32 protein-coding genes are annotated in these 26,418 nt (G+C 71.1%); 5 read left to right on the top strand and 27 right to left on the bottom strand.

The window, feature by feature from the left end; all coding sequences use genetic code 11:
- Window positions 1-14 precede the first annotated feature (14 nt).
- A complete protein-coding gene (locus L0965_RS12130) occupies window positions 15-950 on the bottom strand; it encodes a tetratricopeptide repeat protein (protein WP_061781796.1) in 936 nt (311 codons plus the stop codon).
- Window positions 951-2,708 (bottom strand): glycosyl transferase, encoded by a 1,758-nt coding sequence (locus tag L0965_RS12125; RefSeq protein WP_101307223.1) that lies wholly within the window; start codon window positions 2,706-2,708, stop codon window positions 951-953.
- 154 nt (window positions 2,709-2,862) lie between these two features.
- Between L0965_RS12125 and L0965_RS12120 the strand changes: the two genes are divergently transcribed.
- On the top strand, window positions 2,863-3,942 hold the full coding sequence (locus tag L0965_RS12120) for an AI-2E family transporter (protein ID WP_198553614.1): 1,080 nt from the start codon (window positions 2,863-2,865) through the stop codon (window positions 3,940-3,942).
- Window positions 3,943-3,973: 31 nt separating this feature from the next.
- Here the strand turns inward: L0965_RS12120 and L0965_RS12115 are convergent, their stop codons facing one another.
- The 9 genes from L0965_RS12115 to rpsB all read right to left on the bottom strand — a co-directional run bounded on the left by L0965_RS12115 (window position 3,974) and on the right by rpsB (window position 10,558).
- Window positions 3,974-4,687, bottom strand: coding sequence for an alpha/beta hydrolase (locus tag L0965_RS12115; protein WP_101306247.1), 714 nt, complete (start codon window positions 4,685-4,687; stop codon window positions 3,974-3,976).
- Window position 4,688: 1 nt separating this feature from the next.
- Window positions 4,689-4,970: a hypothetical protein gene (locus L0965_RS12110; RefSeq protein WP_060958498.1), complete on the bottom strand. Its 282-nt coding sequence runs from the start codon at window positions 4,968-4,970 to the stop codon at window positions 4,689-4,691.
- 4 nt (window positions 4,971-4,974) lie between these two features.
- Window positions 4,975-5,709 (bottom strand): lytic transglycosylase domain-containing protein, encoded by a 735-nt coding sequence (locus tag L0965_RS12105; protein WP_232783897.1) that lies wholly within the window; start codon window positions 5,707-5,709, stop codon window positions 4,975-4,977.
- Window positions 5,710-5,757: 48 nt separating this feature from the next.
- Window positions 5,758-6,324, bottom strand: a complete 567-nt coding sequence (locus L0965_RS12100; RefSeq protein ID WP_060958496.1) for a DivIVA domain-containing protein — start codon at window positions 6,322-6,324, stop codon at window positions 5,758-5,760.
- Complete coding sequence (locus L0965_RS12095) at window positions 6,321-7,343, bottom strand: phosphatidate cytidylyltransferase (protein WP_101306246.1); 1,023 nt, start codon at window positions 7,341-7,343, stop codon at window positions 6,321-6,323. The genes L0965_RS12100 and L0965_RS12095 overlap by 4 nt, the downstream gene beginning before the upstream one ends.
- 4 nt (window positions 7,344-7,347) lie before the next feature.
- Window positions 7,348-7,902, bottom strand: coding sequence for a ribosome recycling factor (gene frr / locus L0965_RS12090; protein ID WP_060958581.1), 555 nt, complete (start codon window positions 7,900-7,902; stop codon window positions 7,348-7,350).
- Window positions 7,903-7,958: 56 nt separating this feature from the next.
- Complete coding sequence (pyrH, locus tag L0965_RS12085) at window positions 7,959-8,678, bottom strand: UMP kinase (protein ID WP_060958494.1); 720 nt, start codon at window positions 8,676-8,678, stop codon at window positions 7,959-7,961.
- A 90-nt stretch (window positions 8,679-8,768) separates the two neighbouring features.
- Window positions 8,769-9,596: a translation elongation factor Ts gene (gene tsf, locus L0965_RS12080; RefSeq protein WP_101306245.1), complete on the bottom strand. Its 828-nt coding sequence runs from the start codon at window positions 9,594-9,596 to the stop codon at window positions 8,769-8,771.
- Window positions 9,597-9,688: 92 nt separating this feature from the next.
- Window positions 9,689-10,558 (bottom strand): 30S ribosomal protein S2, encoded by an 870-nt coding sequence (gene rpsB, locus L0965_RS12075; RefSeq protein ID WP_060958492.1) that lies wholly within the window; start codon window positions 10,556-10,558, stop codon window positions 9,689-9,691.
- A gap of 290 nt (window positions 10,559-10,848) precedes the next feature.
- Here rpsB and L0965_RS12070 point away from each other — a divergent pair, with 290 nt between their 5' ends.
- Window positions 10,849-11,451, top strand: a complete 603-nt coding sequence (locus L0965_RS12070; protein WP_101306244.1) for a murein hydrolase activator EnvC — start codon at window positions 10,849-10,851, stop codon at window positions 11,449-11,451.
- Here the strand turns inward: L0965_RS12070 and L0965_RS12065 are convergent.
- From L0965_RS12065 to L0965_RS12020, 10 genes are all read right to left on the bottom strand, one after another.
- On the bottom strand, window positions 11,436-12,029 hold the full coding sequence (locus L0965_RS12065) for a DUF3060 domain-containing protein (RefSeq protein ID WP_101306243.1): 594 nt from the start codon (window positions 12,027-12,029) through the stop codon (window positions 11,436-11,438). The genes L0965_RS12070 and L0965_RS12065 overlap by 16 nt on opposite strands.
- A gap of 24 nt (window positions 12,030-12,053) precedes the next feature.
- Window positions 12,054-12,956, bottom strand: coding sequence for a tyrosine recombinase XerC (locus L0965_RS12060; protein ID WP_101306242.1), 903 nt, complete (start codon window positions 12,954-12,956; stop codon window positions 12,054-12,056).
- Window positions 12,957-13,041: 85 nt separating this feature from the next.
- Window positions 13,042-14,241, bottom strand: coding sequence for a DNA-processing protein DprA (gene dprA, locus L0965_RS12055; RefSeq protein WP_101306241.1), 1,200 nt, complete (start codon window positions 14,239-14,241; stop codon window positions 13,042-13,044).
- Window positions 14,238-15,770 carry a YifB family Mg chelatase-like AAA ATPase gene (locus tag L0965_RS12050; RefSeq protein WP_101306240.1) on the bottom strand — a complete coding sequence of 511 codons (1,533 nt, stop codon included), beginning with the start codon at window positions 15,768-15,770 and terminating at the stop codon, window positions 14,238-14,240. Before L0965_RS12050 ends, dprA begins: the two co-directional genes overlap by 4 nt.
- The gene (locus L0965_RS12045) at window positions 15,767-16,129 is read right to left on the bottom strand and encodes a YraN family protein (protein ID WP_101306239.1); all 363 of its coding nucleotides are present in this window, start codon (window positions 16,127-16,129) and stop codon (window positions 15,767-15,769) included. The genes L0965_RS12050 and L0965_RS12045 overlap by 4 nt, the downstream gene beginning before the upstream one ends.
- A gap of 117 nt (window positions 16,130-16,246) precedes the next feature.
- Window positions 16,247-16,570, bottom strand: coding sequence for a DUF2469 domain-containing protein (locus L0965_RS12040; RefSeq protein ID WP_060958485.1), 324 nt, complete (start codon window positions 16,568-16,570; stop codon window positions 16,247-16,249).
- Between the two features lie 54 nt (window positions 16,571-16,624).
- Window positions 16,625-17,284: a ribonuclease HII gene (locus L0965_RS12035; RefSeq protein WP_101306238.1), complete on the bottom strand. Its 660-nt coding sequence runs from the start codon at window positions 17,282-17,284 to the stop codon at window positions 16,625-16,627.
- Entirely contained in the window at window positions 17,281-18,033 is a 753-nt protein-coding gene (gene lepB / locus L0965_RS12030) for a signal peptidase I (protein WP_060958483.1), read from the bottom strand. Before lepB ends, L0965_RS12035 begins: the two co-directional genes overlap by 4 nt.
- Before the next feature lie 144 nt (window positions 18,034-18,177).
- Window positions 18,178-18,522, bottom strand: coding sequence for a 50S ribosomal protein L19 (rplS, locus tag L0965_RS12025; RefSeq protein WP_060958579.1), 345 nt, complete (start codon window positions 18,520-18,522; stop codon window positions 18,178-18,180).
- 167 nt (window positions 18,523-18,689) lie between these two features.
- Window positions 18,690-19,184, bottom strand: coding sequence for an MFS transporter permease (locus L0965_RS12020; RefSeq protein ID WP_101306237.1), 495 nt, complete (start codon window positions 19,182-19,184; stop codon window positions 18,690-18,692).
- A 52-nt stretch (window positions 19,185-19,236) separates the two neighbouring features.
- Between L0965_RS12020 and map the strand changes: the two genes are divergently transcribed.
- Window positions 19,237-20,019: a type I methionyl aminopeptidase gene (gene map / locus L0965_RS12015; RefSeq protein ID WP_061781801.1), complete on the top strand. Its 783-nt coding sequence runs from the start codon at window positions 19,237-19,239 to the stop codon at window positions 20,017-20,019.
- Window positions 20,020-20,050: 31 nt separating this feature from the next.
- Here map and trmD read toward each other — a convergent pair whose 3' ends face one another.
- The 4 genes from trmD to rpsP are packed head-to-tail and all read right to left on the bottom strand — an operon-like array spanning window position 20,051 to window position 22,010.
- The gene (trmD, locus tag L0965_RS12010) at window positions 20,051-20,743 is read right to left on the bottom strand and encodes a tRNA (guanosine(37)-N1)-methyltransferase TrmD (protein ID WP_101306236.1); all 693 of its coding nucleotides are present in this window, start codon (window positions 20,741-20,743) and stop codon (window positions 20,051-20,053) included.
- Window position 20,744: 1 nt separating this feature from the next.
- Window positions 20,745-21,353, bottom strand: a complete 609-nt coding sequence (gene rimM, locus L0965_RS12005; RefSeq protein ID WP_101306235.1) for a ribosome maturation factor RimM — start codon at window positions 21,351-21,353, stop codon at window positions 20,745-20,747.
- Window position 21,354: 1 nt separating this feature from the next.
- On the bottom strand, window positions 21,355-21,585 hold the full coding sequence (locus L0965_RS12000; RefSeq protein ID WP_060958478.1) for an RNA-binding protein: 231 nt from the start codon (window positions 21,583-21,585) through the stop codon (window positions 21,355-21,357).
- 5 nt (window positions 21,586-21,590) lie between these two features.
- The gene (rpsP, locus tag L0965_RS11995; protein ID WP_060958477.1) at window positions 21,591-22,010 is read right to left on the bottom strand and encodes a 30S ribosomal protein S16; all 420 of its coding nucleotides are present in this window, start codon (window positions 22,008-22,010) and stop codon (window positions 21,591-21,593) included.
- 185 nt (window positions 22,011-22,195) lie between these two features.
- Between rpsP and L0965_RS11990 the strand changes: the two genes are divergently transcribed.
- Together L0965_RS11990 and L0965_RS11985 are read left to right on the top strand one after the other, a co-directional pair.
- Entirely contained in the window at window positions 22,196-23,359 is a 1,164-nt protein-coding gene (locus L0965_RS11990; RefSeq protein WP_101306234.1) for a glutamate--cysteine ligase, read from the top strand.
- Between the two features lie 75 nt (window positions 23,360-23,434).
- A complete protein-coding gene (locus tag L0965_RS11985; protein ID WP_101306233.1) occupies window positions 23,435-24,184 on the top strand; it encodes an SGNH/GDSL hydrolase family protein in 750 nt (249 codons plus the stop codon).
- 4 nt (window positions 24,185-24,188) lie between these two features.
- On the opposite strand, the gene ffh is transcribed toward L0965_RS11985, so the two are convergent.
- Window positions 24,189-25,745 carry a signal recognition particle protein gene (gene ffh / locus L0965_RS11980; RefSeq protein WP_061781802.1) on the bottom strand — a complete coding sequence of 519 codons (1,557 nt, stop codon included), beginning with the start codon at window positions 25,743-25,745 and terminating at the stop codon, window positions 24,189-24,191.
- A gap of 32 nt (window positions 25,746-25,777) precedes the next feature.
- Window positions 25,778-26,320 (bottom strand): TetR/AcrR family transcriptional regulator, encoded by a 543-nt coding sequence (locus L0965_RS11975; RefSeq protein ID WP_082808016.1) that lies wholly within the window; start codon window positions 26,318-26,320, stop codon window positions 25,778-25,780.
- Window positions 26,321-26,418 lie beyond the last annotated feature (98 nt).

The following is a 26,418-nucleotide window of genomic DNA, read 5'->3' as shown; positions in this document are numbered from 1 at the left end:
GGGCCGGCGCCGGGTCAGAACAGCAGCGAGGTCAGCCGTCCGCGGGCGCGGATGACGCGCGCGTCGCCGTCGCCGACGAGCGCGAAGAGCTCGACGAGCCGCTCCCGAACCGGGGCTCGTTCGTCCGACGGCAGCGCGGCGAAGAGGTCGAGCAGGCGGCCGAAGGCGTCGTCGACGTGCCCGCCGGCGATGTCGAGGTCGGCGACGGCGAACTGCGCCTCGATGTCGCGGGGCGCCTCCGCCGCGGCGGCGCGGGCCTGGGCGAGATCGAGGCTCTGGACGCGCTGGAGCAGTCGCACCTGACCGAGACCGGCGCGCGCCTGCTCGTCGCGGGGGTTCTCGGACAGGGCGGCCTCGTAAGCGGAGACCGCACGCCCGTAGTCGCCGGCCTCGATCGCGTCGAAGGCCTCCTGATGGAGGGGCGGAAGAGCGGGCTCGGCATCATCGGCGGCATCCGCGCCGGCGCCGTCCACGGGCACGGTGCCGGTCACGCCGTTCTGGGCCGCGAGCTGCAGGAGCTGGGCGAACACCTCGCGCACCTGCTGTTCGGGGACGGCGCCGGTGAACAGCGGCACCGGCTGCCCCGCGACGAGCGCCACGACCATCGGGATGGACTGCGCGCGGAACCCCTGGGCGAGCTGGGGGTTCGCGTCGACGTCGACCTTGGCGAGCACGAGGCGTCCGCCGAGCTCGACGACGACCTTCTCCAGGATCGGGCTGAGCTGCGTGCAGGGGCCGCACCATTCGGCCCAGAGGTCCACCACGACCGGCACGGATCGCGAGAGCTCGAGGACCTCGCCGAAGGTCGCGTCGGTCGCGTCGAAGACGAGCGGGGTGGCGGTCGGCGCACCCGCGGCGGGAGCCGTACCGGCCGGCGCGGCGGCACGCGATCGGAGAGAGGACAGGTCGACGGCACCGCGCAGCACGGCGCCCGAGGTGGGATCGCTCACTTATGAGACCACTTTCGCGTCGAGGATGGAGGTGGAATAGCCCAGCAGCTGGATGCGCTTGTTCGAGCTCTGCGACGGCACGAAGAAGAACAGCTGATCGACGAAGGTCGTCGTGAAGCCGCTGGAGGACTGGTTCACGCCGGTGAGCGTCTGCACGATCGGGTTGTTGTCGAGCTTGATGACGGCGTCGGTGTTCGTGGGCTTCACCGTGTCGCTCTCGTGCACCGTGACCGCGACGATCGCCCCCGAGTCGAGTGTCGCGAGGGAGATCGGCTCGTCGGGCCCCGCCGAGGCGGCGAAGCTGAGCGTGCCCGTCTGGGCGCCGGTCTGGTTGAACGACTCCAGCCGTGCGGCGCGGTTGTCGGCGACGAGCTTGCGGAACGGGTCGTTCGTGGCGTCGAACTGTCCCGCGAACGGGCTGCTGTCGCCGTTGGTCAGGATGTCCGCGTAGGCGGCGGCGACCTTGTTCGGAGCGAGCGCGAGGAACGGCGAGTCGGGGTCGATCGCGATGGCGCCCACGTACGCGGGAGCGAGGTTGAGGCTCGCCTGCGACACCAGCTCGGCCTGGTTGGTCACCTTGTAGGGCGACCACGGGTCTTCCTGGGTCACGCTGAGGATGACGTCGCCGGTCTCGATGACGGCGAAGAACGTCCGCGGCCACCCGTCGTAGGCCTCCGGCAGGATGACCTTGACCGGCTTGTCGGGCAGGGCACCCAGTGCCGTGTGCCCGGCGACGTCGCGCAGGCGGTAGTCGGTCTCGCGTGCGGCCAGTGCCGAGTCGGTGAGACGCTCGGCGGCGGCGGCGGGATCCTTCGCGGCATCCGCCTTCGCCACCTGCTCGGAGATCCGGGTGAGGATGCGCTCGGCCTGGGCCTGCGTGACGGCGGGGCTGCCCTGGTCCTGCGGCACGACGACGCTCTCCGATGCCGTGGGGGTCGGGGTGCCGGCCAGCTGAGGCCACGCATCGGCGGTGCAGCCGGTGAACAGGAGGGCGGACAGGCCCACGGCGGGTGCGGCCAGCAGGACGCGCTTTCCCCGGCTGAGCTGACGACGTGTCGGCGTGGCGCTGATCACTCCCTTGTCGGCGCCCTCCACCGCGACATCGATCGGCTCGGTGACGGGCATGGGCAGCCCCTTGCGACGGGGCCCCCGCGACCGGCGGGCATGGCGGACGCCCAGGACGTACAGCACGAGACCGATGAGGAGCAGGATGCTGCCGCCGACGATGAGCGGACCGGCCCAGGGGGTCGTCGCGCCGGTCGGCCACGTGACGGTCATGCTCGACGGTGCCGGCTTGATGCCGTCGGTCGCCACGAGCAGGCTCATGTCCGCCGGCAGCTGAAGGGGGGTGACCAGCAGATCGTCCTGCTGGAACTCGTCGAGCCAGAGGTCCGAGCCGACGGGAGTGATCGCGGCGCTCCCCTCCGCGGGCGGGGTCTTCGCGGCGACGGCGGTGGTGGCGAGCTCGTCGCCGTCCAGGGTGACGTGGGTGTACGACGACGGCGTCAGCCAGGCCTCGAGATCGGCGGTGCGGCCGTAGGAGGCGAAGATCGTGCCGGATTCCTTCACGCGCAGGGTCTGCGAGCCGGTGTGGCTGTTGAGGACGCCGCCGTCGATCAACACGTAGGGGGCATCACCGGACACCGAGATGGTCTGGCTCTCCGTGCGCGGCCCTTGCAGGACCGTCCGCTGAGCGATCCCCGCCCCGATCATGAGGGCAGCCAGCACGAAGGCCGTTACAGCCCAGACGAAACGCACGAAAGACACCTCCCTGCGCACCGAAGACGGGATGACGGCGCGCAATCGACATTCCAGACTAGCGACATCCGGCTGTGCGTCGCCCGGGAGGGTCGAACGCGCTTCGGCCGTGTCGACACGGGAACGCCGACGCGGTGCGTATTCTGACAACACCATGAAGCTCCAGCATCCGTTCCGCACGGCCCTCGTCGCCACCCTCGGCGTCGGCGTCGGCATCCTGCTCATCACCAGCGTGCAGACCCTGTCGACGATCCTGCTCTACGTGGGCACCGCGCTGTTCCTCGCGCTCGGCCTCGACCCGCTGGTCAGCTGGCTGGAGCGGCGGAAGCTGCCCCGCTGGGCCGCGCTGCTGATCACCTTCGCCGCCGTGCTCGCGGTGTTCACGGGCATCGTCCTGATCGTGATCCCCGTCCTGGTCGGGCAGATCGCGCAGCTGGTGACGCAGATCCAGGAGCTCGTCCAGAGCGCCGTGGACGGTGCCTGGAACCCCGTCGACGACCTGTCGGCGTGGCTGCACAGCAACTTCCCGGCGCTCGACGTCGACAAGGCGTTCGCGTACGTGTCGGACTGGTTCAACACGCTCGACTTCGGTCAGATCGGCACCTCCGCCGGCAACGTGATCCTCGGCATCGGCGCGGGGATCATCTCCGGAGTCACCGGGGCCATCATCATCCTGATCCTCACGATCTACTTCACGGCCTCCACGCCGTCGCTGAAGGCGTCGGTCGCCCAGCTCGTGCCGGCTTCTAAGCGCGCGCGGTTCGTCGACCTGTCGGAGCAGATCACGGCATCCGTGGGCCACTACGTCATGGGGCAGGTCACGCTCGGCGCGATCAACGGTGTGCTCAGCGCCGTGTTCCTGTCGATCATCGGCGCACCGTTTCCCGCCGTGCTGGCCGTGGTCGCCTTCTTCTTCTCGCTCATCCCGCTCGTCGGTACGCTCACCGGCTCGGCGATCATCGTGCTGACCTGCTTGATCCCCGGGCTCAGCTCGCCCCTGACGGCGATCGTCGCGCTCATCTGGTACGCGATCTACATGCAGGTGGAGGCCTACGTCCTGTCGCCGCGCATCATGAACCGCGCCGTCTCCGTGCCCGGCGCCGTCGTGGTGATCGCCGCCCTGGCCGGCGGATCGCTCCTCGGCCTGCTCGGCGCGCTCATCGCCATCCCGGTCGCGGCGAGCGTGCTGATCATCTACCGCCAGGTGATCATTCCGCGGCAGAACGAGCGCTGAGCGGCGGGGACGCGCTGCGCGGCGGATGCCGTCAGTCGCCGTCCCACTGCGTGGGCAGCGGCAGCGCGTCGGGATTGACCGCGGCCACGATCTCGGTGAGCACACGGCGGGTCTGGTTCTCCCCCACCCACAGGTGCTTGCCGCCCTCGACGGCGATCAGCTCGGCGTGCGCGATCGGCGCGAACCGCTCGCGCGCCTCGTCCGGTCGCAGGTAGTCGTCGAACTCCGGCACGAGCACGATCACCGCACGGGGATCGCCCCGCCAGGCCGCGATCTCGTCGGCTCCGGCACGGTGCAGCGGTGGCGAGAGCAGGATCACGCCGTCGACGGCGTGGTCGCGGCCGTACTTGAGGGCGAGCTCCGTGCCGAACGACCAGCCGACCAACCAGGGGTGCGGGAGGCCTCGAGCGGTGACGAAGTCCATCGCCGCCGCGACGTCGAACGCCTCCGCGCGTCCGCCGTCGAAGGCGCCCTCACTGGTCCCGCGGGGCGAGCTCGTGCCCCGCGTGTTGAAGCGGAGCACGGCGAGATCGGCCAGCGCGGGCAGCCGCCCCGCGGCCTTCCGGAGGATGTGCGAGTCCATGAATCCGCCCGCCGTCGGAAGCGGATGCAGCGTCACCAGCGTCGCGACCGGCTCCCGATGCTCGGGCAGCGCCAACTCCCCCACCAGCGTGAGTCCGTCGAGCGTCGTGAGCTCGATCTCCTCGCGCCGCGCGGGAAGCTGGACGGGTCCGCGAATCTCCATGTCAGGCAATCCTCCAACAGGCCGTGTGCCAATGTCTGCGAGCCGCGAGGTCCGCCGCGTCGCCCAGGACGCCGTCCGCGCGCCAGACCACGAGGTGCGCGGTGCCGGGCGTGATCGCACGCGAGCACCCCGGACAGGTGTAGCTCTTCTGCGCCTGCGCGGCGCTGACCGGCTGCACCGTCCACTCCGAGCCGCGTCGGTGCTCGGAGCGCTTCCATCCGCTCAGGAGCCGATCGAACGAATCGTCGGCGGGTTGCGGCTGCCGTCGGTTCGCGCGCGGCATCGGATCAGTACCACCCCGTGGACTGCGAGTGCGACCAGGCACCGCACGGCGTGCTGTAGCGGCCGCCGATGTAGCCGAGCCCCCAGGCGATCTGCGTCGCCGGGTTGGTCTCCCAGTCAGCACCGGCGGAGGCCATCTTGCTTCCGGGGAGCGCCTGCGGGATGCCGTACGCGCCGCTGCCGGCGTTGTAGGCGCCGACGCGCCAGCCCGACTCCTTGTTCCACAGCGCGACGAGACAGGCGAACTCGTCGTCGCCCCATCCGCGCTGCTGCACCATCGAGTAGGCGATCGCCTGCGCGGTACCGGGATCCGGGGCCACGAAGGGCGGCGACCACGCGGCAGACGACGACGAGGTGCCGGTCGCCGTCGGCGTGGGCGTGGGCTTCGGCGTGACGTAGACGCTGTAGACGACGCCGTCGCGGCCGAGCCCGGTGGTCTGATCGGATGCGGCGAGGTACGCCTGCGCGTCGGCGATGGTCGAGGCGTAGAGAGAGATGGGGGCGACTTCCGCGGCGTGCGCCTCGGGGGTCGAGGCCGTCAACGGCGCGATGTACACCACGCCGAAGCCGAGCACCGCGACGACCGCGAACACGCTCATCGCCCCGCGACGCCGCGTCCACTTGGCGGGGGCGGCCTTCGCCGGGCGTCGCCCCGCTCCGGATCTCGCGGCCGCACGCCCATCGACCCGGGTCGCCGGTGCGGCGGCGGGAGCGGCGGTGAGCTCGGCGTCAGAAGTCACAGTGCTCCGATTCTAGCCTCGCGACGGCGACGCCCACACGAGCGGCGGTCACACGACCGCCAGCATCACCTCGACGGTCGCATCGAGCACCGCGTCCACCTGCGCCTCGCTGTAGCCGCGACGCTGCATGCGGAAGGCGACCGACCGCACCTGATCCACCGTGACGGGCTCGCCGCTCTCGAGGAACCGCGCGATCTTGTCGGCGACGAGGTCGACCTCGTCGACGCGGTAGCCGAAGCGAAGGGCGCCGACCCGGCGGAACCGGTGGCCCCGCGGACGGGTGAGGCGGTCCAGCACCTCCTGGGCGAGCTGGCGCGACTGCCCGACCCAGGCGCGGGCACCCCGTCGCGACAGCGCCTGCTCGCGCTCGCGGGCGGCGAAGGCATCCTCGATCCGGCTCAAAGCCGCATCCACGGCCGACACCTGATAGCCGTGTCGCACGAGCGGGAAGGCGGCCGTGCGGACGACGGTCGAGTCGATGTCGGTCGCCTCTCCGTCCTCGAAGGCTGTGCGCGCCCGCGCGAGGAATGCGTCGACCGCGTCGGGCCGGTAGCCGCGCGTACGGCCCGTCGTGTGGGGGAACGCCGGGGCGTGGGTCTCGGAAACGTCGCTCATAGGGTCACCAGGGGGAAGAAGAGGAAGTAGAGGGCGAGGGCGGCAGCCGCGGACGGCAGGATCGAATCCAGCCGGTCCAGCACACCGCCGTGACCCGGCAGCCAGGAGCTCATGTCCTTGATGCCGAGGTCGCGCTTGATCATCGACTCGCCGAGGTCGCCCACCGTGGCGCAGCCCAGGATCAGGAGGCCGAACACCGCTCCGGCCCACCACGGCACGTGGAGGGCGAAGATGCCCCACAGCACGGCCGCGATCACCGTGGCCACGGCGCCGCCCGCGAAGCCCTCCCAGGTCTTCTTCGGGCTGATCCGCGGCGCCATCGGGTGCGCGCCGAACGCGAGACCGGAGGCGTACGCGCCGGTGTCGGCGGCGACGACGGCGATGAGCATGCCGAGCACCCAGTACTCGCCCTGCTCCTGACGCAGCAGCACGAGCGCCAGGCTGGCGAGGAAGGGCACGTAGAGGGGCAGGAAGCCGGCGATCAAGACGTCGCCGAGCACGTCTCCGTAGCGGCGGCCGTCACTGGCGATCATCTGGGCGAGCAGCCGCCACACGATGACGGCGGCGACGGCGCCGAAGGTGAGCGCCCAATGCGTGAGGTGTCCCGCGAAGAAGGCGGACAGCATGATCACGGCACCGGCCACGACCTGCGGCCAGACGTCGACGCGCCGACCGGCGGTCTGGAGGGCACGGCTGAACTCGAAGACCCCCAGCAGGCACACCGGGATCGCGAAGACCAGGAACAGCCACTTGATGAACAGCAGCGACCCCAGCACGACGGCGCCCACGGCGAGCCCGATGAGGGTCGCCATCAGCAGGTTGCGCCCCGTCCGCGCGTTGATGCGGTCGTTGACCTCTTCGAAATCGGCGCGCGCGCGATCGATCTGATGCTCGAACTCGCTGCGTGCCGCACGCACGTGGGCCTGGAAACCGGCCGAGGTCCCGGGGCGGGCGCGCTCGCCCTCCGGCCCCGGAACGCCTCCGGGCCCGGCATCCCCCGGGGAGTCGGTGGTCGGCACGTCCTCAGACCTCGAGAAGCTCGGCCTCTTTGCGCTTGAGGGCCTCGTCGATGTCGTCGACATGGCTGCGCGTGACGGCGTCGAGTTCCTTCTCAGCGCGCACGAGATCGTCTTCGCCGACCTCGCTCTTGAGCGCATCCAGCTCGTCCTTCGCCTTCCGACGGATGCCGCGCAGGTGCACCTTCGCGTCCTCGCCCTTGGTGCGCACGAGCTTGACGTACTCCTTGCGGCGCTCGGCGGTGAGCTCGGGCATCGAGACGCGCACGATGTTGCCGTCGTTCGACGGGTTGGCGCCGAGGTTCGGCATGTCGCGGATCGCCTGCTCGATGGCCTTCAGCGCCGACTTGTCGTACGGCGTCACGACGAGCGTGCGGGCCTCGGGCGTGTTCAGCGACGCGAGCTGCGCGAGCGGCGTCGGGGAGCCGTAGTAGTCGACCAGGATCTTCTGGAAGAGCTGGGGGTTCGCGCGGCCCGTGCGCACGGTCGCGAAGTCGTCCTTCGCGGCCTCGACGGCGCGGTCCATGCGGGCGGACGTGTCGGCCAGGATCTCGGCGATCACGGTCACTCCATTCATTCGGTACGTCAGGGAAAGTCTAGTGCGGGGCGTCGTCCGACTCAGACGGTGACGAGCGTGCCGATCGATTCGCCCAGCAGTGCGCGCGTGACGTTGCCGGCCGGCTCCATGCCGAACACGCGCATGTCGATGCCGTTGTCCATGCAGAGACTGAACGCCGTGGAGTCGACGACCTTGAGCCCGCGCTGGAGCGCGTCGCGGTACGTGATCGTGTCGATGCGCTCGGCATCCGGGTTCGTCTTGGGGTCGGCCGTGTAGACGCCGTCGACGCCGTTCTTGGCGACGAGCACCTCGTCGGCGCCGATCTCCAGCGCGCGCTGGGCGGCGACCGTGTCGGTCGAGAAGTAGGGCAGGCCGGCGCCGGCACCGAAGATGACGACGCGGCCCTTCTCCATGTGGCGCTCGGCGCGACGCGGGATGTAGGGCTCGGCGACCTGGGTCATGGAGATGGCCGACTGGACACGCGTGGCGGCCCCCGCCTGCTCGAGGAAGTCCTGCAGCGCCAGGGCGTTCATGACCGTTCCCAGCATGCCCATGTAGTCCGCGCGGCCGCGGTCCATCCCCCGCTGGCTGAGCTCGGCTCCGCGGAAGAAGTTGCCACCGCCCACGACGATGGAGATCTCGACACGATCAACGGCGGCGGCGATCTCACGCGCGATCTGACCGACCACGTCGGGGTTGACGCCGAGCTGGCCCCCTCCGAACGCTTCGCCGGACAGCTTCAGGAGGACGCGGCGGCGTCCGGTGTTCTCATCGATCACAGGGGGTTCCTCTCGTCGAGTTGCAGACTATCGAAGGCAGGGCATGGAAAAGGGGTCCGCATTCGATGAATGCGGACCCCTTCGAACGACTTACGCGCCGACCTTGAAGCGGGCGAAGTCGGTGATCGTGATCCCGGCGTCGCCGGCGACCTTGGCGACGGACAGCTTGTTGTCCTTCGCGTAGTCCTGGTCGAGCAGGGCGACCTGCTTGAAGAACGCGTTCACGCGGCCCTCGACGATCTTCGGAAGGGCCGCCTCCGGCTTGCCCTCGTTGCGGGAGATCTCCGTGACGATCTCGCGCTCCTTCTCGACCTCGTCGGCGGGGACGTCGTCGCGCGTGAGGTAGGTCGGGTTGGCGAACGAGATGTGCTGCGCGATGGAGCGCGCGGTCTCCGCGTCGTCACCGCTGTAGGCGAGCACCACGCCGACCTGCGGGGGGAGGTCCTTGCTCGTCTTGTGCAGGTAGATCTCGAACTTGTCGCCCGAGAGCGTGCGCACGCGGCGCAGTTCGACCTTCTCGCCGATGATCGCGGCCTCGTCGGAGATGAGGTCGGCGACGGACTTGCCGTCGGCATCCGCGGCCAGCGCGGCCTCGACGGAGTCGGCGCCGACGGCGGCGGCCGCGGCGAGCACCTTGTCGGCGAGGGCGATGAAGCGCTCGTTCTTGGCGACGAAGTCGGTCTCGGTGTTCAGCTCGAGGATGGTGACCTTGCCGTCGTTCAGCGCGGCGGTGACGAGGCCTTCGCTGGTGGAGCGGTCGGCACGCTTCGCGTTGCCCTTCGCGCCCTTGAGGCGGAGGATCTCGACGGCCTTCTCGAGGTCGCCGTCGGCCTCCTCGAGCGCCTTCTTGGTGTCGACCATGCCCGTGCCGAGCTGCTCGCGCAGGGCCTTGATGTCGGCGATGGTGAAGTTTGCCATGGGTGGTGGCTCCTTGCGTGTCGTGAGTTCTCGTGGGATGCCGGTGCGAAGCCGTCCCTCAGGAGCGGCTTCGCACCGGCGCGAAAGTGGTCTTACTCCGCAGCAGTCGCAGCGGCGTCGCCCTCGGCCTTGGCCTCGGCGCCCTCGACGTCGGCGGCCGACTCGGTGGCGATGGTCTCGACCTCGGCCACGTCGGTGACGACGGGCGTCTCGAGCAGCTCGCGCTCCCAGTCGGCGAGGGGCTCGGCGTCGGCGGACTCGTCGGTCGGCTGGTGACGCTGGATGAGGCCCTCCGCGGCGGCGTCGGCGATGATGCGGGTGAGCAGGCCCACCGAGCGGATCGCGTCGTCGTTGCCCGGGATCGGGAACTGGAACTCGTCGGGGTCGGCGTTCGTGTCGAGGATGCCGATCACGGGGATGCCGAGCTTCTTGGCCTCGTCGATCGCGAGGTGCTCGCGCTTGGCGTCGACGACCCAGATGGCCGACGGCGTCTTCTGCAGGTTGCGGATACCGCCGAGCGACTTGTGCAGCTTGTCGAGCTCGCGCTTCTTGAGCAGGAGCTCCTTCTTGGTGAAGCCGCTGTCGGCGGGGTTGTCGAAGTCGAGCTCCTCGAGCTCCTTCATGCGGGCGAGGCGCTTGCTGACGGTCGAGAAGTTCGTCAGGAGGCCACCGAGCCAACGCTGGTTGACGTAGGGCTGACCGACGCGGGTCGCCTGCTCGGCGATGACTTCCTGGGCCTGCTTCTTGGTGCCGACGAACAGCACGGTGCCGCCGTGGGCGACCGTCTCGCGGACGTACTCGTACGCCTTGTCGATGTACGACAGCGACTGCTGCAGGTCGATGATGTGGATGCCGGAACGCTCCGTGAGGATGAAGCGCTTGACCTTCGGGTTCCACCGGCGGGTCTGGTGTCCGAAGTGCACGCCGCTGTCGAGCAGCTGGCGGATGGTGACGACGGCCATGGCCGTTCTCCTTTTCGTTGGGTTGATCGCGGGGACCGGTCGGTCCCGTGCGCCTGGCGCCCGGCGCACACCCGCTCGCCGTTCTCACGGTGAGACCTCGGGGTGTGGATGCCGCGGAACCCGTCTCAGGACGGTTCCGCTGTGGGCACGCGGAGTCACCCCGACGCGCGGGGTGCAGGCAACAGTGTATCAGTCGCACCGCCTCCTCCCCCGCCGCGGCGACGCGGGTTCGCGTCCACGGATCGGGCGGTCGGCCGGCACGGACCGCATCTGTCGACCACGGTGGAGGGATGCGTGCACGCGGCCCCGCCGGGGCGATCATCGTGCTCTCGGCGGTCGCGTTCGTGCTGCCGCCCGGGGCGGCGACGGCCGCTGCGCGCCCGCCGGCGGTGCATGCCTCCGGGAACCCGTTCGAAGGTACCCCCGCGGACGTCTCCGCGGCGGCCGACGGCGACGCGGAGCATCCGCCGCGATGGGCCTGGCCGGTGCGCCCGCCGCGGATCAGCGAGCCGTATCGGGCACCTGCTCACGCGTACGGCGAGGGGCATCGCGGCATCGACCTGGCAGCGGCCGTCGGCAGCCCGGTGACCTCACCGGACGACGGAGTGGTCGCCTTCGCGGGCACCGTCGTCGACCGCGGCATCCTGACGATCGATCACGGCGGCGGCCTCGTCAGTACGCTGGAGCCGGTCGAGCCCCTGGTCGCCGCGGGAGCCGTCGTGCGCGCCGGCGACGTCGTGGCGACGGTGGGCACCGGCGGACACGCGAGAACCGGTGAGCTCCACCTCGGCGCGCGCGAGGACGGCGCGTACATCACCCCGCTGCGCCTTCTCGCCGAGGTGCCGCGCGCGATTCTCCTGCCGTGCTGCGACGCGCCTCACGACCCGGGGTAGGTGTTGCCGTCTCCGCTGACGGTGGAGGTGCCGATGCCGGGGGCGGCGATCGTATTGGCACTGCCCGCGATCTCAAGCGTCGCGATCCGGTCGGCGCTCGTGAGGCTGTTTCGTTGCCCGCGGATCGTCACGTCGTCCGCGCGACCGGTCGCGACGACGTTGTCCTGTCCCTCGAGGGTGACCGTCCCCGCGACACCGCTGCCGCTGATCGTGTTGCCGTCGCCCTGGACGAGGAGGGTGTCGATGGCGACGCCTCCCGTCTCGAGGATGATGGCGTTTCCGGCCACGGCGACGCGGGCACACGGCTCGGTCAGCACGTAGCTGCCGGAGCCCGCCGACACGCTGGCGCTTCCACCCGGACAGGCGACCTCGATCGCGCCGGCCGGTGCGGACGGCTCCCCCGTCGGGGACGGCGGGGTGGCGGGAGGCGTCGTCGGCGTGGTCGCCGAAGCGGATGCCGACGAGGTGATGCCCGGCGTCGGCAGCACGGTGCGGCGCGGGGCCGCCTCGGCGGCGCACGAGGTCAGAGCGAGAACGGCCGCGACGGTGACGGCGATGACGACGGAGCGTGTTCCCATGAGTGCAGGCTAGTGCCGCGACCCTCACGCCCGCGGATGAGCCAGACGATAGGCCGCGGCGAGGCGTTCCGCAGAGACGTGGGTGTAGATCTGCGTCGTGCCGAGACTCGCATGGCCCAGCAGCTCCTGCACGGTGCGCAGGTCGGCGCCGCCGTCGAGCAGATGGGTCGCCGCGGAGTGGCGCAGCGTGTGGGGCCCGGCCGCCGCGCCGACGGCCGGGCCGACCGCACGCGAGACGACGTCGTACGCGGTGCGTGCGCCCAGCCGCGCTCCGCGCGCTCCGAGGAACAGCGCCGGCGTCGCCGCGCCGATACTCGCGAGCTGCGGACGGCCGCGCACGAGGTACGCGTCCAGGGCGTGCGCCGCCGGCGCGCCGTAGGGCACGACCCGCTCCTTTCGCCCCTTCCCCATCACGCGCACGGTCCGGCGTGCGGCGTCGACGTCGTCGACATCGACGCCGCACAGCTCCGAGACGCGCAGAGCGGAGGCGTAGAGCAGTTCCAGGACGGCCGCGTCGCGCAGCGCGATCGGATCGGTCGCGTCGGCGTCGGCGCGGGCGCCGGCATCGGCGAGCACGCTCTCCATGGCTCCCGCCGTGGCCACTTTGGGAAGCGGCCTCCCCCGTCGCGGCGCGGTGAGGCGCAGCGCCGGATCGGTGCCGACGTGTCCGTTCTCGACCGCCCACGCGAAGAAGCCGCGCGCCGCCGCGGTGCGACGGGCCAGGGTGGAGCGGGCGTCGCCGCGACGCGTCGCCGCCCACAGCCATTCGCGCAGCGCTTCGAGGTCGATCTCGCGCACGTCGATGTCGCCGACAGCCGCGGTCAGGTCGCGAAGATCCCCGCCGTACGCGCTGACCGTCGCCGGAGACAGACGCCGCACGTCCGCGAGCTCCCGCGTGTACGTCGTCACCGCCTCCGATAGCCGCATGCTCCCAGCATCGCGCGCACCGGCGCGCCGGCGGCGCCGACGCACCGATCGCCGTCATCCTGCGCGTGCTCAGCGGCTCAGCGGCTCAGTGGCGCGGCGCCGAGGACGCCCGGCGCGCCCATCCTCCCCCGCGGCGCTCCACGGCCCCGTCGAGCTCGAGCAGGCCGAGCAGCGCGGCAACCTCCTCCGGCGCCATCCCGCAGCGACGCGCGATGTCGGCGAGGAGCCGAGGGCTGCGCGAGCTGAGCGCATCCAGCACGCGCGTCCGGTCGTCCGTACGGTCGGGATCGACCTCGAGCGTCGCGTCGCCGCCGCGGCCCAGCAGCTCGAGGACGTCGGCGACACCGGTGACGCAGACGGCGTCGGCCTCCCGCAGCAGACGATGGCATCCGGCGGAGGCGGCGCTGGTCACCGGTCCCGGGACGGCGCCCAGCGGCCGACCGAGGGCGGCGGCGTGATGGGCCGTGTTCAGCGCGCCGCTGCGGTGAGCGGCCTCGACCACGACCGTCGCGTCGGTCATGGCGGCGATCAGACGGTTGCGCGCGAGGAACCTCCACTTCGTCGGGGCGCTCCCGCAGGGCACTTCGGCCACGACCGCGCCCCGGACGGCGATCTGAGAGATGAGATCCTCGTGCCCCGCCGGATAGGGACGGTCCACGCCGCCCGCGAGCACCGCGACCGTCGCGCCGCCCGCGCGCAGTGCGGCCCGGTGCGCGGCCGCGTCGATGCCGTAGGCCGCTCCGGAGACGACCGTGATGCCGTCGCTCGCGCAGTCGGCGGACAGCCCAGACGCCACGTGCACGCCGTACGCCGTCGCCGCGCGCGCACCCACCACGGCGACCGCGCCCTCGGCGTCCGCCACCGCGAGCTCGCCGCGCACCCAGAGGCAGAGCGGCGCGTGCACTCCGAGGTCATCGAGCCGGTGCGGCCACGAGCTGTCGCGGGGCGTGAGGAGTGTCACGCGAGCGCGCCGCGCCGCGCTCAGTGCGCCTTCGACCGCGTCTTGTCGGAGCTGCCAGCGGCGGCGCGCCGCATGCACGTCGTCGTGATCGATCCCGGCCGCGGTCGCCGCCGCGCCGGCGGATGCCGTCGACAGCGCGGTCTCGAGCGCGTCGACGGCGCCGAGCGCGCGGATGAGCGCACCGGCGACGCCGTCGCCCGGCTCGACGAGTGTCGACCAGACCGCCGTCGCGTAGATGCGGCGCACGTCGTCGTCACCGAGTCCGTCGTCGACCAGACCCGCCAGCGCACGTCGAGCGGATGCGGCATCGGGCACGGCGCTCATCCCGCGAAGCCTTGCTTGAGGTACAGCGCCCGTCCCACGTCCGAGGATTGCAGCCGGTCATGGCCCGCCAGATCGGCGACCGACCACGCCACGCGCAGCACACGGTCGTAGCCGCGCAGGGTCAGGGTGCCGCGGTGCAACGCCGTGTCGAGCGGACGTCGGATCTGCGCGTCCGGCGCGAGCGGACCGTTGCGCAGCCACGATCCGGAGACCTCGGCGTTCGTCCGCCAGACCGTGGCGCGCAGTCGGGACCGGGCACGGTCGCGCGCCGCGACGACGCGCTCGCGGACGGTCACCGAGGAGCTGCGGAGACCGTCATCGGCGGCGCGCGTCGTCGCGACCCGCTGCAGGGACAGCGCGATGTCGATGCGATCGCGCAGCGGACCCGAGAGCTTTCCCAGATAGCGTCGGATCGCGATCGACGGGCAGGTGCACTCCGCTCCCGGCACGCCGTAGTTCCCGCACGGACAGGGGTTGGTGGCGAGGACGAGCTGGAAGCGGGCCGGGAAGCTCGCCCGGAACCCGGCGCGATGGATCTCGATCGTGCCGGACTCCAAAGGCTGTCGCAGGGCGTCGAGGGCGTGGCCGGCGAACTCGCCCGCCTCGTCGAGGAAGAGCACCCCACCGCTCGCCCGCGCGATCGCGCCGGGGCGCACGGCACGGCTGCCGCCTCCCACGAGCGCCGCCGCACTGGCGCTGTGATGGGGTGCCTCGAACGGCGGAGTGCGGCAGAGGTCGGTGACCGCCTCCCCCGCGAGCGAGCGCAGGGAGGCGGCGTGGACCGCGTCGTCGTCGTCCAGATCGGGGAGGATGCCGGGAAGGCGGCGCGCCAGCATGGTCTTGCCCGCACCGGGCGGTCCGCTCATCAGCACGTGGTGCGCACCGGCGGCGGCGACGGTGAGTGCGTCCACGGCATCGGCCTGCCCGATCACGTCCGCCAGATCCGGCGGGGGCGAGGCCGCACCGCGCCGCGGAGCCGCCGGATGCGGCACGGGCTCTACCGGGACGTCGTCGACGTCAAGCCCGTGCCAGCGGGCGACGTCGCGCAGGCAGGCCGCGCCCAGCACCTCGACACCGTCCACCAGCGCCGCTTCCTCCCGGTTCGCGTGCGGCACGACCACCCTGCGCACGCCCGCGCGTGCCGCTGCGGCCACGGCGGGCAGCACCCCGGTCACCGGACGCACCCGCCCGTCGAGGCCGAGCTCGCCGATGTGCACCGTGGCGGCGAGGGACGCGGCATCCATCGCGTGCTCGGTCGCGAGCGACGCGATCGCGATGGCGACGTCCAGACCGGACCCCTGCTTCGGGAGGTTCGCCGGTGACAGGTTGACGGTGAGTTTGCGTCGCGGGAGCGGCAGGTCGCTGTTCGCGCAGGCGTTGTGCACGCGCTGATGGGCCTCGCCGATGGCCTTGTCGGCGAGGCCGATGATCGAGAACCCCGGCGTCTGATTCGACAGGTCCGCCTCGACCTCGACGAGATCACCCCGCAGGCCCGTCAGCACGACGCCCCAGGTGCGGCCGACCGTCATCGCACGTCCTTCAGGTGCTCCAGCACGGCGGTGGCCGGATCGTCGCCGGTCACCCCGATCACATCCACACGTGTGCGGCGTCGACGCGAGAGGTCGGGATGCGCCGACGCCCACGCGTGGGCCAGGCGCCACAGGCGTGCGCGTTTGCGCGCGTCGACGGCGTCGAACGGGTGCCCGAACATCACCGATCGTCGTGTCTTCACCTCCACGACGACGAGGTCGCCGCCGTCGACGGCCACGATGTCGATCTCCCCCACGGCGCACCGCCAGTTGCGATCGAGGACCGTGTATCCGTTCAGCGCGAGGTGTCGCGCGGCGCGATCCTCACCCGCCCGACCGAGCTCGTCCTTGTCTGCCATGGCAGCAGACTGGCGTCATCGGCGGCCGCGCGCGGGCGCGGCGACGGGATCGGTGGACGGTCGATCGGTGTCGGGCGCTGGGGAGGAGTCGACGTCTCGTCCGGGGCGCGGGTGCGCTCAGGAGTCGAGCGAGAGCTCGTCGGGGAGTTGGAAGTCCCGGCGCTGGAGTTCCTCGACGTTGACGTCCTTGAACGTGAGCACGCGGACCGACTTCACGAACCGGTCGGCGCGGTAGATGTCCCACACCCACACGTCGGTCATGGAGATCTCGAAGTAGAAGTCGTGCTCGGTGTCGCGGCGCACGACGTTCACGTCGTTGGCGAGGTAGAACCGGCGCTCCGTCTCGATGACGTAGGCGAACTGGGAGACCACGTCGCGGTACTCCTTGTACAGCGCCAGCTCGAGTTCGCGGTCGTAGTCGTCAAAGCCCTCGTCGTCCATGGTGCTCCCATCCTATGCGGGCGGCGGGGGCGGGCGGATGCCGCCGCATCCGCGTCAGAACAGCGTCGGCGCGTCGGCGATGGCCCACGACGCCCGATGATGCGCGCTCAGCCCGTGCGCGCGGATCGCATCGCGGTGCTCCAGGCTCGCGTACCCCTTGTTGCGCTCCCACCGGTAGACGGGGTGCTCGTCGTGCAGGCGCGTCATGAGGTCGTCGCGGGCGACCTTGGCGAGCACGGAGGCCGCCGCCGCCGACGCGCAGTCGCGGTCCGCCTTCACGATGGGACGCACCCGCAGACCGGACCCTCCCGCCGGGGTGATGTAGTCGTGGTTGCCGTCGAGGATGACGATCGCCTCTTCCGGGACGATGCCCGCGGCCCGGAGATCCGCGATGGCGCGCAGCGCGGCGAGGCCCAGGGCGCGGATGATCCCCACCTCGTCGATCTCCGCGGCGCTCGCCCAGCCCACCGCAGACGCACCGACCCACGCGGCCGCGCGAGCGGCCACGTCCGGGCGGCGGTGCTCGGCGACGAGCTTGGAATCGCGCAGGCCCTCGGGGATGCGGCGGCGCGCGCCGGCGGCATCCATCACCGCGGCGCCGACCGCCACCGGGCCGGCCAACGCTCCCCGCCCGACCTCGTCGCACGCGATGACAAGCGCGTGCTCCTTGAGCAGCCGGCGCTCGACCGTCAGACGCGGAGCGACGACGCTCATTCCGCTCCCGGCGCGGGCACCCCCGCGAACACCGCGTGGTGCCCGTCGATCGTGCCGAAGCGGTCGAACGGCCAGGTGATCAGGAACGCGCGCCCGACGACGTTGTCCAGCGGCACGAAGCCCTTGTTGGGCTGATCCATGTTGTAGCGCGAGTCGCGCGAGTGGTCGCGGTTGTCGCCCATGACCCACAGCGAGTTCTCCGGTACGACGACGTCGAACGGGACCGGCTGGGGCGCGCTCTGGCCCGGGGAGAGGTTCAGGTACGGGGTCTCGTCGATCGGGGTGCCGTTGACCGTCACCTGGCCGATCGCGTTGCAGCAGACCACGTGGTCGCCGCCGACGCCGATGATGCGCTTGATCAGGTGCTCGTCACTGTCGGACGCCGTGATGCCCACGAGAGACAGCAGCCAGTCGGCGGCCTGGGCGAGCGGCGGCTGATCCGGCGTGGCCGGCGCCGCGGGGAGCCAGCCGCCCGGGTCGCGGAAGACCACGACATCACCGCGCTCGTACCCGCCGAAGCGGGGAGTGAGCTCGTCGACGAGGATGCGGTCCTTGATCAGCAGCGTCTGCTCCATCGAGCCCGACGGGATGTAGAACGACCGCACCAGGAATGTCTTGATCACGAACGAGACCACGACGGCGATCAGCACGATCACCAGCACGTCGCGCAGCAGCATCCAGATGCCTCGACGGCGGCGTTGGCGAGGAGGGAGCGCCGTGTCCGGAGCCGTGATGTTGTCCGAAGTCATGCCTGTCTTTCTCGATCTCGGAGCCGCCCGTCGGTACCGCCCCTCAAGGGTCGCACATGCGCGCGCCGTCGGCTCCACACGCCTCGCCGGGACGACGGATGCCCCGGACCGCAGAGGTCCGGGGCATCCGTGAGGAGGAACGCGTCAGCCGCGCTTCTCCTTGATCTTGGCCTTCTTGCCGCGGAGGTTCCGCAGGTAGTAGAGCTTCGCGCGGCGGACGTCACCACGGGTGACGACCTCGATGTGGTCGATCACCGGGCTGTGCACGGGGAACGTGCGCTCCACGCCGACCTGGAAGCTGATCTTGCGGACGGTGAAGGTCTCGCGCACTCCGTCGCCGGAGCGGCCGATGACGACGCCCTGGAAGACCTGGATGCGGGAACGGTTGCCTTCGGTGATGTTCACGTGCACCTTGACGGTGTCACCGGGGGCGAAGGCGGGGATGTCGCTGCGCAGCGATGCCGCGTCGACGGCGTCGAGAATCTGCATGATCGTCACTTCCTGCGACCGCCACAGGTCGATCGCGAGATGGGGATGGTAAGGATTCGTGTGCCCGAGGCGATCGTTGCCGACGCCGTGCTCCCCTGAGGCAGAGCCTGTTCAGGGCACAAACAGCCATTCTGCCATGGATGCCGGGTGCATCCAAACCGCGTCGGTCAGGACGACGGGGGCGTGTTCTCGCGGATCACGATGATCTCCTCCGGCTCCGATGCGCGCGGAGCGTCGTCGCGCGCCGGGGCCACGTATCCCATGCCGGACGGCGTGCGCAGGATCGAGACCCGCGGACCGGCCTCGCGCCACAGCTGCGACAGCGACGACCACATGGCCGCGACGCCCAACGCGACGGTCACCGCGAAGACGGGCCACCACCACCGGCCGTCGAACACGCCGAGAGCGACGACGAGCACGTGCCACGCGCCGATCACCCCGGCATCGCGCCACGAGACGGCACGCTCGGCCCGCACGGTGCCGCGCGCCCGCACGAGCAGCGCGAGGATCAGCTGCCACACGAACACGATCGGCGCCGACAGCAGCACCCACAGCAGCGCCCACGGGCTCGCACCGAACACGATCCAGCCGACGACCAGCCACAAGGGCAGGACGAACGCCGCCGGAACGAGCCACCGGAAGAACCTCTGTCGCAGCCACATACCTTCGATGCTACGCCGGTCGGACAGAATAGATCCTGACGAAAGGATCACGATGATCGAGCTGCGCACCCCCGCCGAGATCGAGGCGATGCGTCCCGCGGGACGATTCGTCGCCGAGACGCTGGCGGCCCTCCGCGAGGACACGAAGGTCGGCACCAACCTGCTGACCATCGATCGGCGGGCGCACGAGCTCATCCGACGCGCCGGCGCGGAGTCGTGCTACATCGACTACCACCCGTCGTTCGGCGCCAGCCCGTTCGGCAAGGTGATCTGCACCTCGGTCAACGACGCCGTCCTGCACGGCCTCCCCCACGACTACGCGCTGCGCGACGGCGACCTCGTGACGCTCGACTTCGCCGTGTCGATCGACGGCTGGGTCGCCGACTCGGCGGTCTCCTTCGTCGTGGGCACGGCGCGCGACGAGGATCTGGCGCTCATCGACACGACGCAGCGCGCCCTCGACGCCGCGATCGGCGCGGCATCCGTCGGGGGGCGGATCGGCGACATCTCGCACGCGATCGCCGAGGTCGCGCGCGCCGACGGTTACGAGATCAACACCGATTTCGGCGGGCACGGGGTCGGACGCACGATGCACGGCGACCCGCACGTGCCCAACGACGGCAAGCCGAATCGCGGCTACCCGCTGCGGGCCGGACTCGTGGTCGCCCTGGAGCCGTGGTTCCTGCAGACGACCGACGAGCTCGTGACCGATCCCGACGGCTGGACCCTCCGCAGCGCCGACGGTTCGCGCGGCGCGCACGCCGAGCACACCGTCGCCATCACCGACGACGGTCCGCTGATCCTCACGGATCGCTCGTTCCTCGGCGTCGACTGAGGGCTGGATCGCGGCGGGTCCGCCCCGCCGCTCAGTCCGCCAGCAGATCCGGCCTGCGCGCGCGGGTCCGTTCGACCTGCTGCGCGCGTCGCCAATCGGCGACACGTCCGTGGTGGCCGCTGAGCAGCACGTCGGGCACGTCGTAGCCGCGCCAGGCGGCGGGCTTCGTGTACGACGGGTACTCCAGCAGCCCGTCCTCGTGCGACTCCTCCACGAGGCTCTCGGGATTGCCCACGACGCCGGGGACGAGCCGACCGACGGCTTCGATCATCGCCATGGCGGCGACCTCGCCCCCGTTGAGCACGTAGTCGCCGATGCTCGTCAGGCTGACCTCGCCGAGGGTGGCGGCGTAGGCGAACACGCGTTCGTCGATGCCCTCGTAGCGGCCGCAGCCGAACACCAGATGCGTCTCGGCGGACGCCCAGTCCCGCGCGGTCCGCTGCGTGAACACGGTGCCCGCGGGCGACGGGAACACGAAGCGGAGCGGCCCGTCGGCATCCGCGGCGATCGCGTCGAGCACCTCGCCCCACGGCTCCGGCTTCATGACCATCCCCGCCCCGCCGCCGTAGGGCGTGTCATCGACGGTGCGGTGACGATCGTGCGCGTAGTCGCGCAGGTCGTGGACCCGCACGTCCAGGATGCCGGCGCCACGGGCTCTGCCGAGGAGCGAGACCTCCAGCACGTCGAAGAACGCCGGGAAGATCGTGACGACGTCGATCCGCACGTCAGTCCTCGGCGGGTGCAGCCTCGGCGTCGGCGTCCGCCTCGGGGGCGTCGTCGTCGCCCGGGAGCTCCTCGAAGAGCCCGGCGGGGGGTGTCACGGTGATCGTGCCGGCGGCGATGTCGACGTCGGGGACGATCGCGGCCACGAAGGGCACGAGGATCTCGTCGTCGCCCCTGAGAGGGCGCACGACGAGCAGATCCTGGGCCGGCAGGTGGTCGACGCGGATCACACGGCCGACGGGCTCGCCGTCCCGCTGAACCGTGAGCCCGACCAGCTGGTGGTCGTACCAGGCGTCGTCCTCGGCCACGGCCGACTCGTCCTGGTCGATCCAGAGGATGGCGCGCACGATGCTCTCGGCGGCCGTGCGGTCCTCGACCTCCTCGAAGAAGGCGACGGGGTGGGAGTTCATCCAGCGGAACTCGCGCACCGTCAGCGTCTTGCCGTGCCACGGGGAGGACTCGGGGACCTGCAGGGTGAAGACGGCGCCCGGGACGAATCGTCCGTCGGGGTCGTCGGTGTACAGCTCGAGCTTGAGGGCGCCCTTCAGGCCATGGGCCTTCACGAGACGCCCGACGCGCAGCTGCGTGCGTGCGGGGCCGGCCGTCGCCATGTCAGTCGTCCGCGACGTCGACGCGGACGCGGGCACCGTCGGCGAGAGCGGACACGAGGGTGCGCAGCGCCTTGGCCGTGCGTCCGCCGCGCCCGATCACCCGACCTCGGTCGTCGGGGTGCACGCGCACCTCGAGGACGTCGCCACGCGGCGACGAGGAGGAACGGATGATGACATCCTCAGGGTGATCGACGATCCCCTTGACGATGTGTTCGAGCGCGGCGGAGAGCAACGGTCTTACTCTGCGTCGGTCTGCTCGGCCTCGGCCGGAGCCTCGACCTCGGCGGCGGGCTCTTCGGCCTTCTTCTCCGCCTTCGGCTTGATGACCGACTTCTTGGCGGAGTCGATCTGGAACTCCTCCTTGGCCGCGGCCGTCTTGACGGTCGAGACGGCGTTCGCGTCGCCCTTGAAGCGACCCCAGTCGCCCGTGAGCTTCAGCAGCGCGGCGACCTGCTCGGTCGGCTGCGCGCCGACGGACAGCCAGTACTGCGCACGCTCCGAGTCGACCTCGATGAACGACGGCTCCTCGGTGGGGTGGTACTTGCCGATCTCCTCGATCACACGACCGTCGCGCTTGGTGCGCGAGTCGGCGACGACGATGCGGTAGTAGGGCGCACGGATCTTGCCGAGGCGCTTGAGACGGATCTTGACAGCCACAATTCTCCTGAATGGTGTTGTGAGGTGATGAACGACGCTCGGGCTGTGGGGTGCACACCCGGCGGAAGCTCTAGGGTGGACGCGATCGCCGGATAGAGGGTCGAGCGAGCGGTCCAACGGTCTATTTTGCCAGATCGTGACGGATGCCGCGAACACGCCGCACTCCGCGTGTCAGACTGTGGGCCATGACGGTGCCCTTCGCGACATCCAGCCGGTCCACTGTCGGCATCGAGTGGGAGCTCATGCTCGCCGACGAGCAGACCGGGGACCTCGTCCCCCGGGCGCCGGAGATCCTCGCCGCACTGGGCGATTCCACGTCGTTGGAGCGTCACACGATCACCGGCGAGCTGCTGACGAACACGATCGAGGTCACCAGCGGCGTCGGCGACACGGTCGCGGCGGTCGTCGACGACATCGCCGACGCCATCGCGGCGATCCGCCGGGAGACCGATCCGCGCGGCATTGCGCTCCTGTGCGCCGGAAGCCATCCGTTCGCCCAGTGGTACGAGCAGGAGGTCACCGACAAGACGCGCTACCACAAGCTCATCGAGCGCACCCAGTGGTGGGGCCGCAACATGATGATCTGGGGCATCCACGTGCACGTCGGCGTCGACGACGTCAACAAGGTCTTCCCGATCATCGGTGCCCTCACCGCCTATCTGCCGCATCTGCAGGCGTTGTCGGCATCCAGCCCCTTCTGGGCCGGCGAACGCACGGGATACGCCTCGAACCGCGCCCTCGTCTTCCAGCAGCTGCCCACGGCCGGACTGCCCTGGCCGCTGACCGCGTGGCCGGAGTACGAGTCGTATCTCGACGACATGGTGCGCACGGGGGTCATGGAGGACGCCACCGAGGTCCGTTGGGACATCCGCCCGGCACCGCGCTGGGGGACGATCGAGGTGCGCGCGTGCGACGGGATGTCGACACTTCCCGAACTGGCCGCCGTCGCGGCGCTGGTCCAGGTGCTGGTGGAGCACTTCTCGCGCGAGCTCGACGCGGGGCGCACTCTTCCCGCACTGCAGCCGTGGTTCGTCCGGGAGAACAAGTGGCGCGCGGCGCGCTACGGCACCGAGGCGCGCGTCATCGTCGATCGCGACGGAACCCAGCGCCTCGTGGCCGAGCACCTGCGCGAGACGCTCGCCGCGCTGGAGGACGTCGCTCGCGATCTGCACTGCGCGCGCGAGTTCGCGGGGGTCGGCCGCATCCTCGACGAGGGCGGCAGCTCCGCTCGTCAGCTGCTCGTCGCGGACGCGGCCGGAGGGGACCTCCGCGCCGTGGTGCACCACCTGATCCGCGAGTTCCGCGCCGGACCCACGCTGCACGAGCACCTCGCCGGCCTGGCCGACTGAGCGGCGTCGGCGCTCTCGGCCCGCGCATCGGATCACCCGGGCGTGTTCACACCGGGCGGAGCCTAGAGTGAAGCGGTGCGCACCCGCAGGCTCGTTCCGGTCGCCGCCGTCTCCGGCGCCGTCATCGCCGTGGCAGCGCTCGCCCTGTCCGGGTGCGCCGCGGCGGTTCCGGACGGCTACGCCGACGCGCGGCGCCCGGAGGCCGCCCGCGACGCGCCGACCGCCGCCCCGGTGCCCGCCGCACGCGCGGCCGCGCCGAGTGCGACCGGTGGCCTGGTGGTCACCATCGGCGACTCGATCATGGCCGGGCTCGGTCTGGACGAGGACGAGGCCTGGCCCGCGCTGCTGGCGCGCGACACCGGCGCGGACATCGTGAACCTGTCGTGCAGCGGCGCGGGCTTCACGATCGAGGGCGACTGCGGCGATGATCTCGGCGGCCTGGTCGACGAGGCCATCGCGATGGACCCGGCGGTGGTCATCATCCAGTCCTCCGACAACGACCTGGACGCGGCGCAGGACGAGATCGACGACGCCACGCGGGCGGCCGTCGACCGGCTCCGCGCCGGCCTCCCGGATGCGCGACTGATCGGCATCGACACCCTCTGGCACATCGACGACGACGAGCCCGACGCGATCGGCTGGGCCAGCGACGCCCTGCAGAGCGCCCTCGACGCCGACGACGGTGTCTTCGTCTCCATCGGGCAGCCGTTGCGCGGACGACCCGACCTGCTGCAGTGGGACGGCGAACATCCCACCGCCGAGGGACAGGTCGTCCTGGCGGATGCCGTGGAGGCCGCCCTCGACGAGGCCGGCATCACCCTCTGACGGGTCAGCCCTTCCCGAAGAGCTTCTGGATCTCCGCGAGCTCCGCCTCGGTCGGCTGCGGCGCGGAGGCGCCGAGGCCGAAGCCCGACCCGGCGGGACCGCTCGGCGCCGCGGCCGCGAGGCCCGCGTTCTCGGCGGCGCGCTTGGCCGGGTTGCCGGAGCGGGAGCCGCTGCGCGCCTTCTGCTTGCCGCCCCGCTTGCTCGACGCGCCGGGCCTTCCGCCCACCGGCCCCATGCCCGGGATGTTGGGCACTCCGCCCCGTGCGACGGTCTTCATCATCTTGGCAGCCTGCTCGAAGCGCTGCACGAGCTGGTTGACATCGGTGACGGTCATCCCCGAGCCGCGCGCGATCCGCAGGCGACGGGAGCCGTTGAGCACCTTGGGGTTGCGGCGCTCCCCCGGGGTCATGGAGCGGATGATCGCCTCGGTGCGGTCGATCTCGCGGTCGTCGAAGTTCTCCAGCTGCTGCTTCATCTGGCCCATGCCCGGCAGCATGCCGAGCATCTTCTTCATCGACCCCATCTTCTTCATCTGCTGAAGCTGGTCGAGGAAGTCCTCGAGGGTGAACTGCTCGGTCGCGAGCTTCTCGGCGACCTTGCGCGCCTCCTCCTCGTCGAAGGCCTGCTGCGCCTGCTCGATGAGGGTGAGGATGTCGCCGAGGTCGAGGATGCGGCTGGCCATGCGATCGGGGTGGAAGGCCTCGAGGTCCTCGAGGTTCTCGCCCGTCGAGGCGAAGATGATCGGACGGCCCGTCACGGACGCGACCGAGAGGGCCGCGCCGCCGCGAGAGTCGCCGTCGAGCTTGCTGAGCACCACACCGGTGAAATCGACGCCCTCCTGGAACGCCTTGGCGGTGTTCACGGCATCCTGACCGGTGAGCGCGTCGATCACGAACAGCACTTCGTCGGGATCGGTGGCCGTGCGGATGTCCGCGGCCTGCTTCATGAGCTCGGCATCCACACCCAGGCGACCGGCGGTGTCGATGATGACCACGTCGTGCTGCTGGCGGCGCGCGGTCTCGACGCCGTCGCGGGCGACCCGCACGGGGTCGCCGACGCCGTTGCCCGGCTCCGGCGCGTAGATCGCCGCACCGGCGCGCTCGGCGACGACCTGGAGCTGGTTGACGGCGTTCGGACGCTGGAGGTCGGCGGCCACGAGCAACGGGGTGTGCCCGTCCTTCTCGAGCTGCTTCGCGAGCTTGCCGGCGAAGGTCGTCTTGCCCGATCCCTGGAGACCGGCCAGCATGATGACGGTCGGCGGGTTCTTCGCGAACTGCAGCCGGCGCTGCTGACCGCCGAGGATCGCGACGAGCTCTTCGTTGACGATCTGCACGACCTGCTGCGCGGGGTTGAGTGCCCGGTTCACCTCGTCGCCGAGGGCGCGTTCGCGCACCTTCGCGGTGAACTCCTTGACCACGATCAGCGCGACGTCGGCGTCGAGGAGGGCCCGACGGATCTCGCGGACCGTCCCGTCGACGTCGGCGGGCGTGAGCTTGCCCTTGGTGCGCAGATTGCGGAAGGTCTCTGTCAGCCGATCGCTGAGGGTGCCGAAAGTCGCCATGATGCCCCGATTCTACGGGACCGGCCTCGCCCTCAGCCCTTCGCGAGCGCCAGCGCGTCCTCCCAGAGCGGTGCGAGCGCCGACCGTCCCGGTCCCGCGACCGCCCATGCCCAGACGGCGGCGAGCAGGGCGCCGGCCAGCGCGCCGCCGCGGACGTCCGCGGCGAGACGACCCGCGCCGCGGTCCACGAGCCCGTCGCTGACGGCGCGCGCCAGCCGGGCCGTGCGCAGCGCTCGTTCCGTCGCGAGGTCGGCCTCCATGCCCATCGCGGCCGCGTGCGTGATCGCGAGGGCCAGGCTGTCGGGGGCGAAGCCGTCCACGAGAGCCCGCAGGGCCGACACCGGGTCGGCGCCGGCCGCGAGCGTCGCGCACGCCGTGTCGGCGCGTTCGTCGAATCCGCTCCAGAGGACGTCGGCCTTGGAGGAGAAGTAGTTGAAGAAGGTGGAGCGGCTCACTCCGGCGCGTGTCGTGATGTCGGCGACGGTGGTCTCGGCGTAGCCGCGTTCGAGGAACAGCTCCGAGGCGGCCTCGGCGATCGTCGCCCGAGATGTGGCGCGCGGGCGACCGGAGCTCATCCCCTCACCCTACTGGGGCGTATTGTGGGTTCCCGATCGTGTTTTTAGACGCCGTGCAGAAATGATGCCACCAGCATCCCTTCTGCCTCCTCACCCAC

It is taken from the genome of Microbacterium sp. NFH-22A-Y, assembly GCF_021401375.1.
Classification (GTDB): Bacteria; Actinomycetota; Actinomycetes; order Actinomycetales; family Microbacteriaceae; genus Microbacterium; species Microbacterium hominis.
This window is presented reverse-complemented; position numbering and strand designations above follow the sequence as displayed.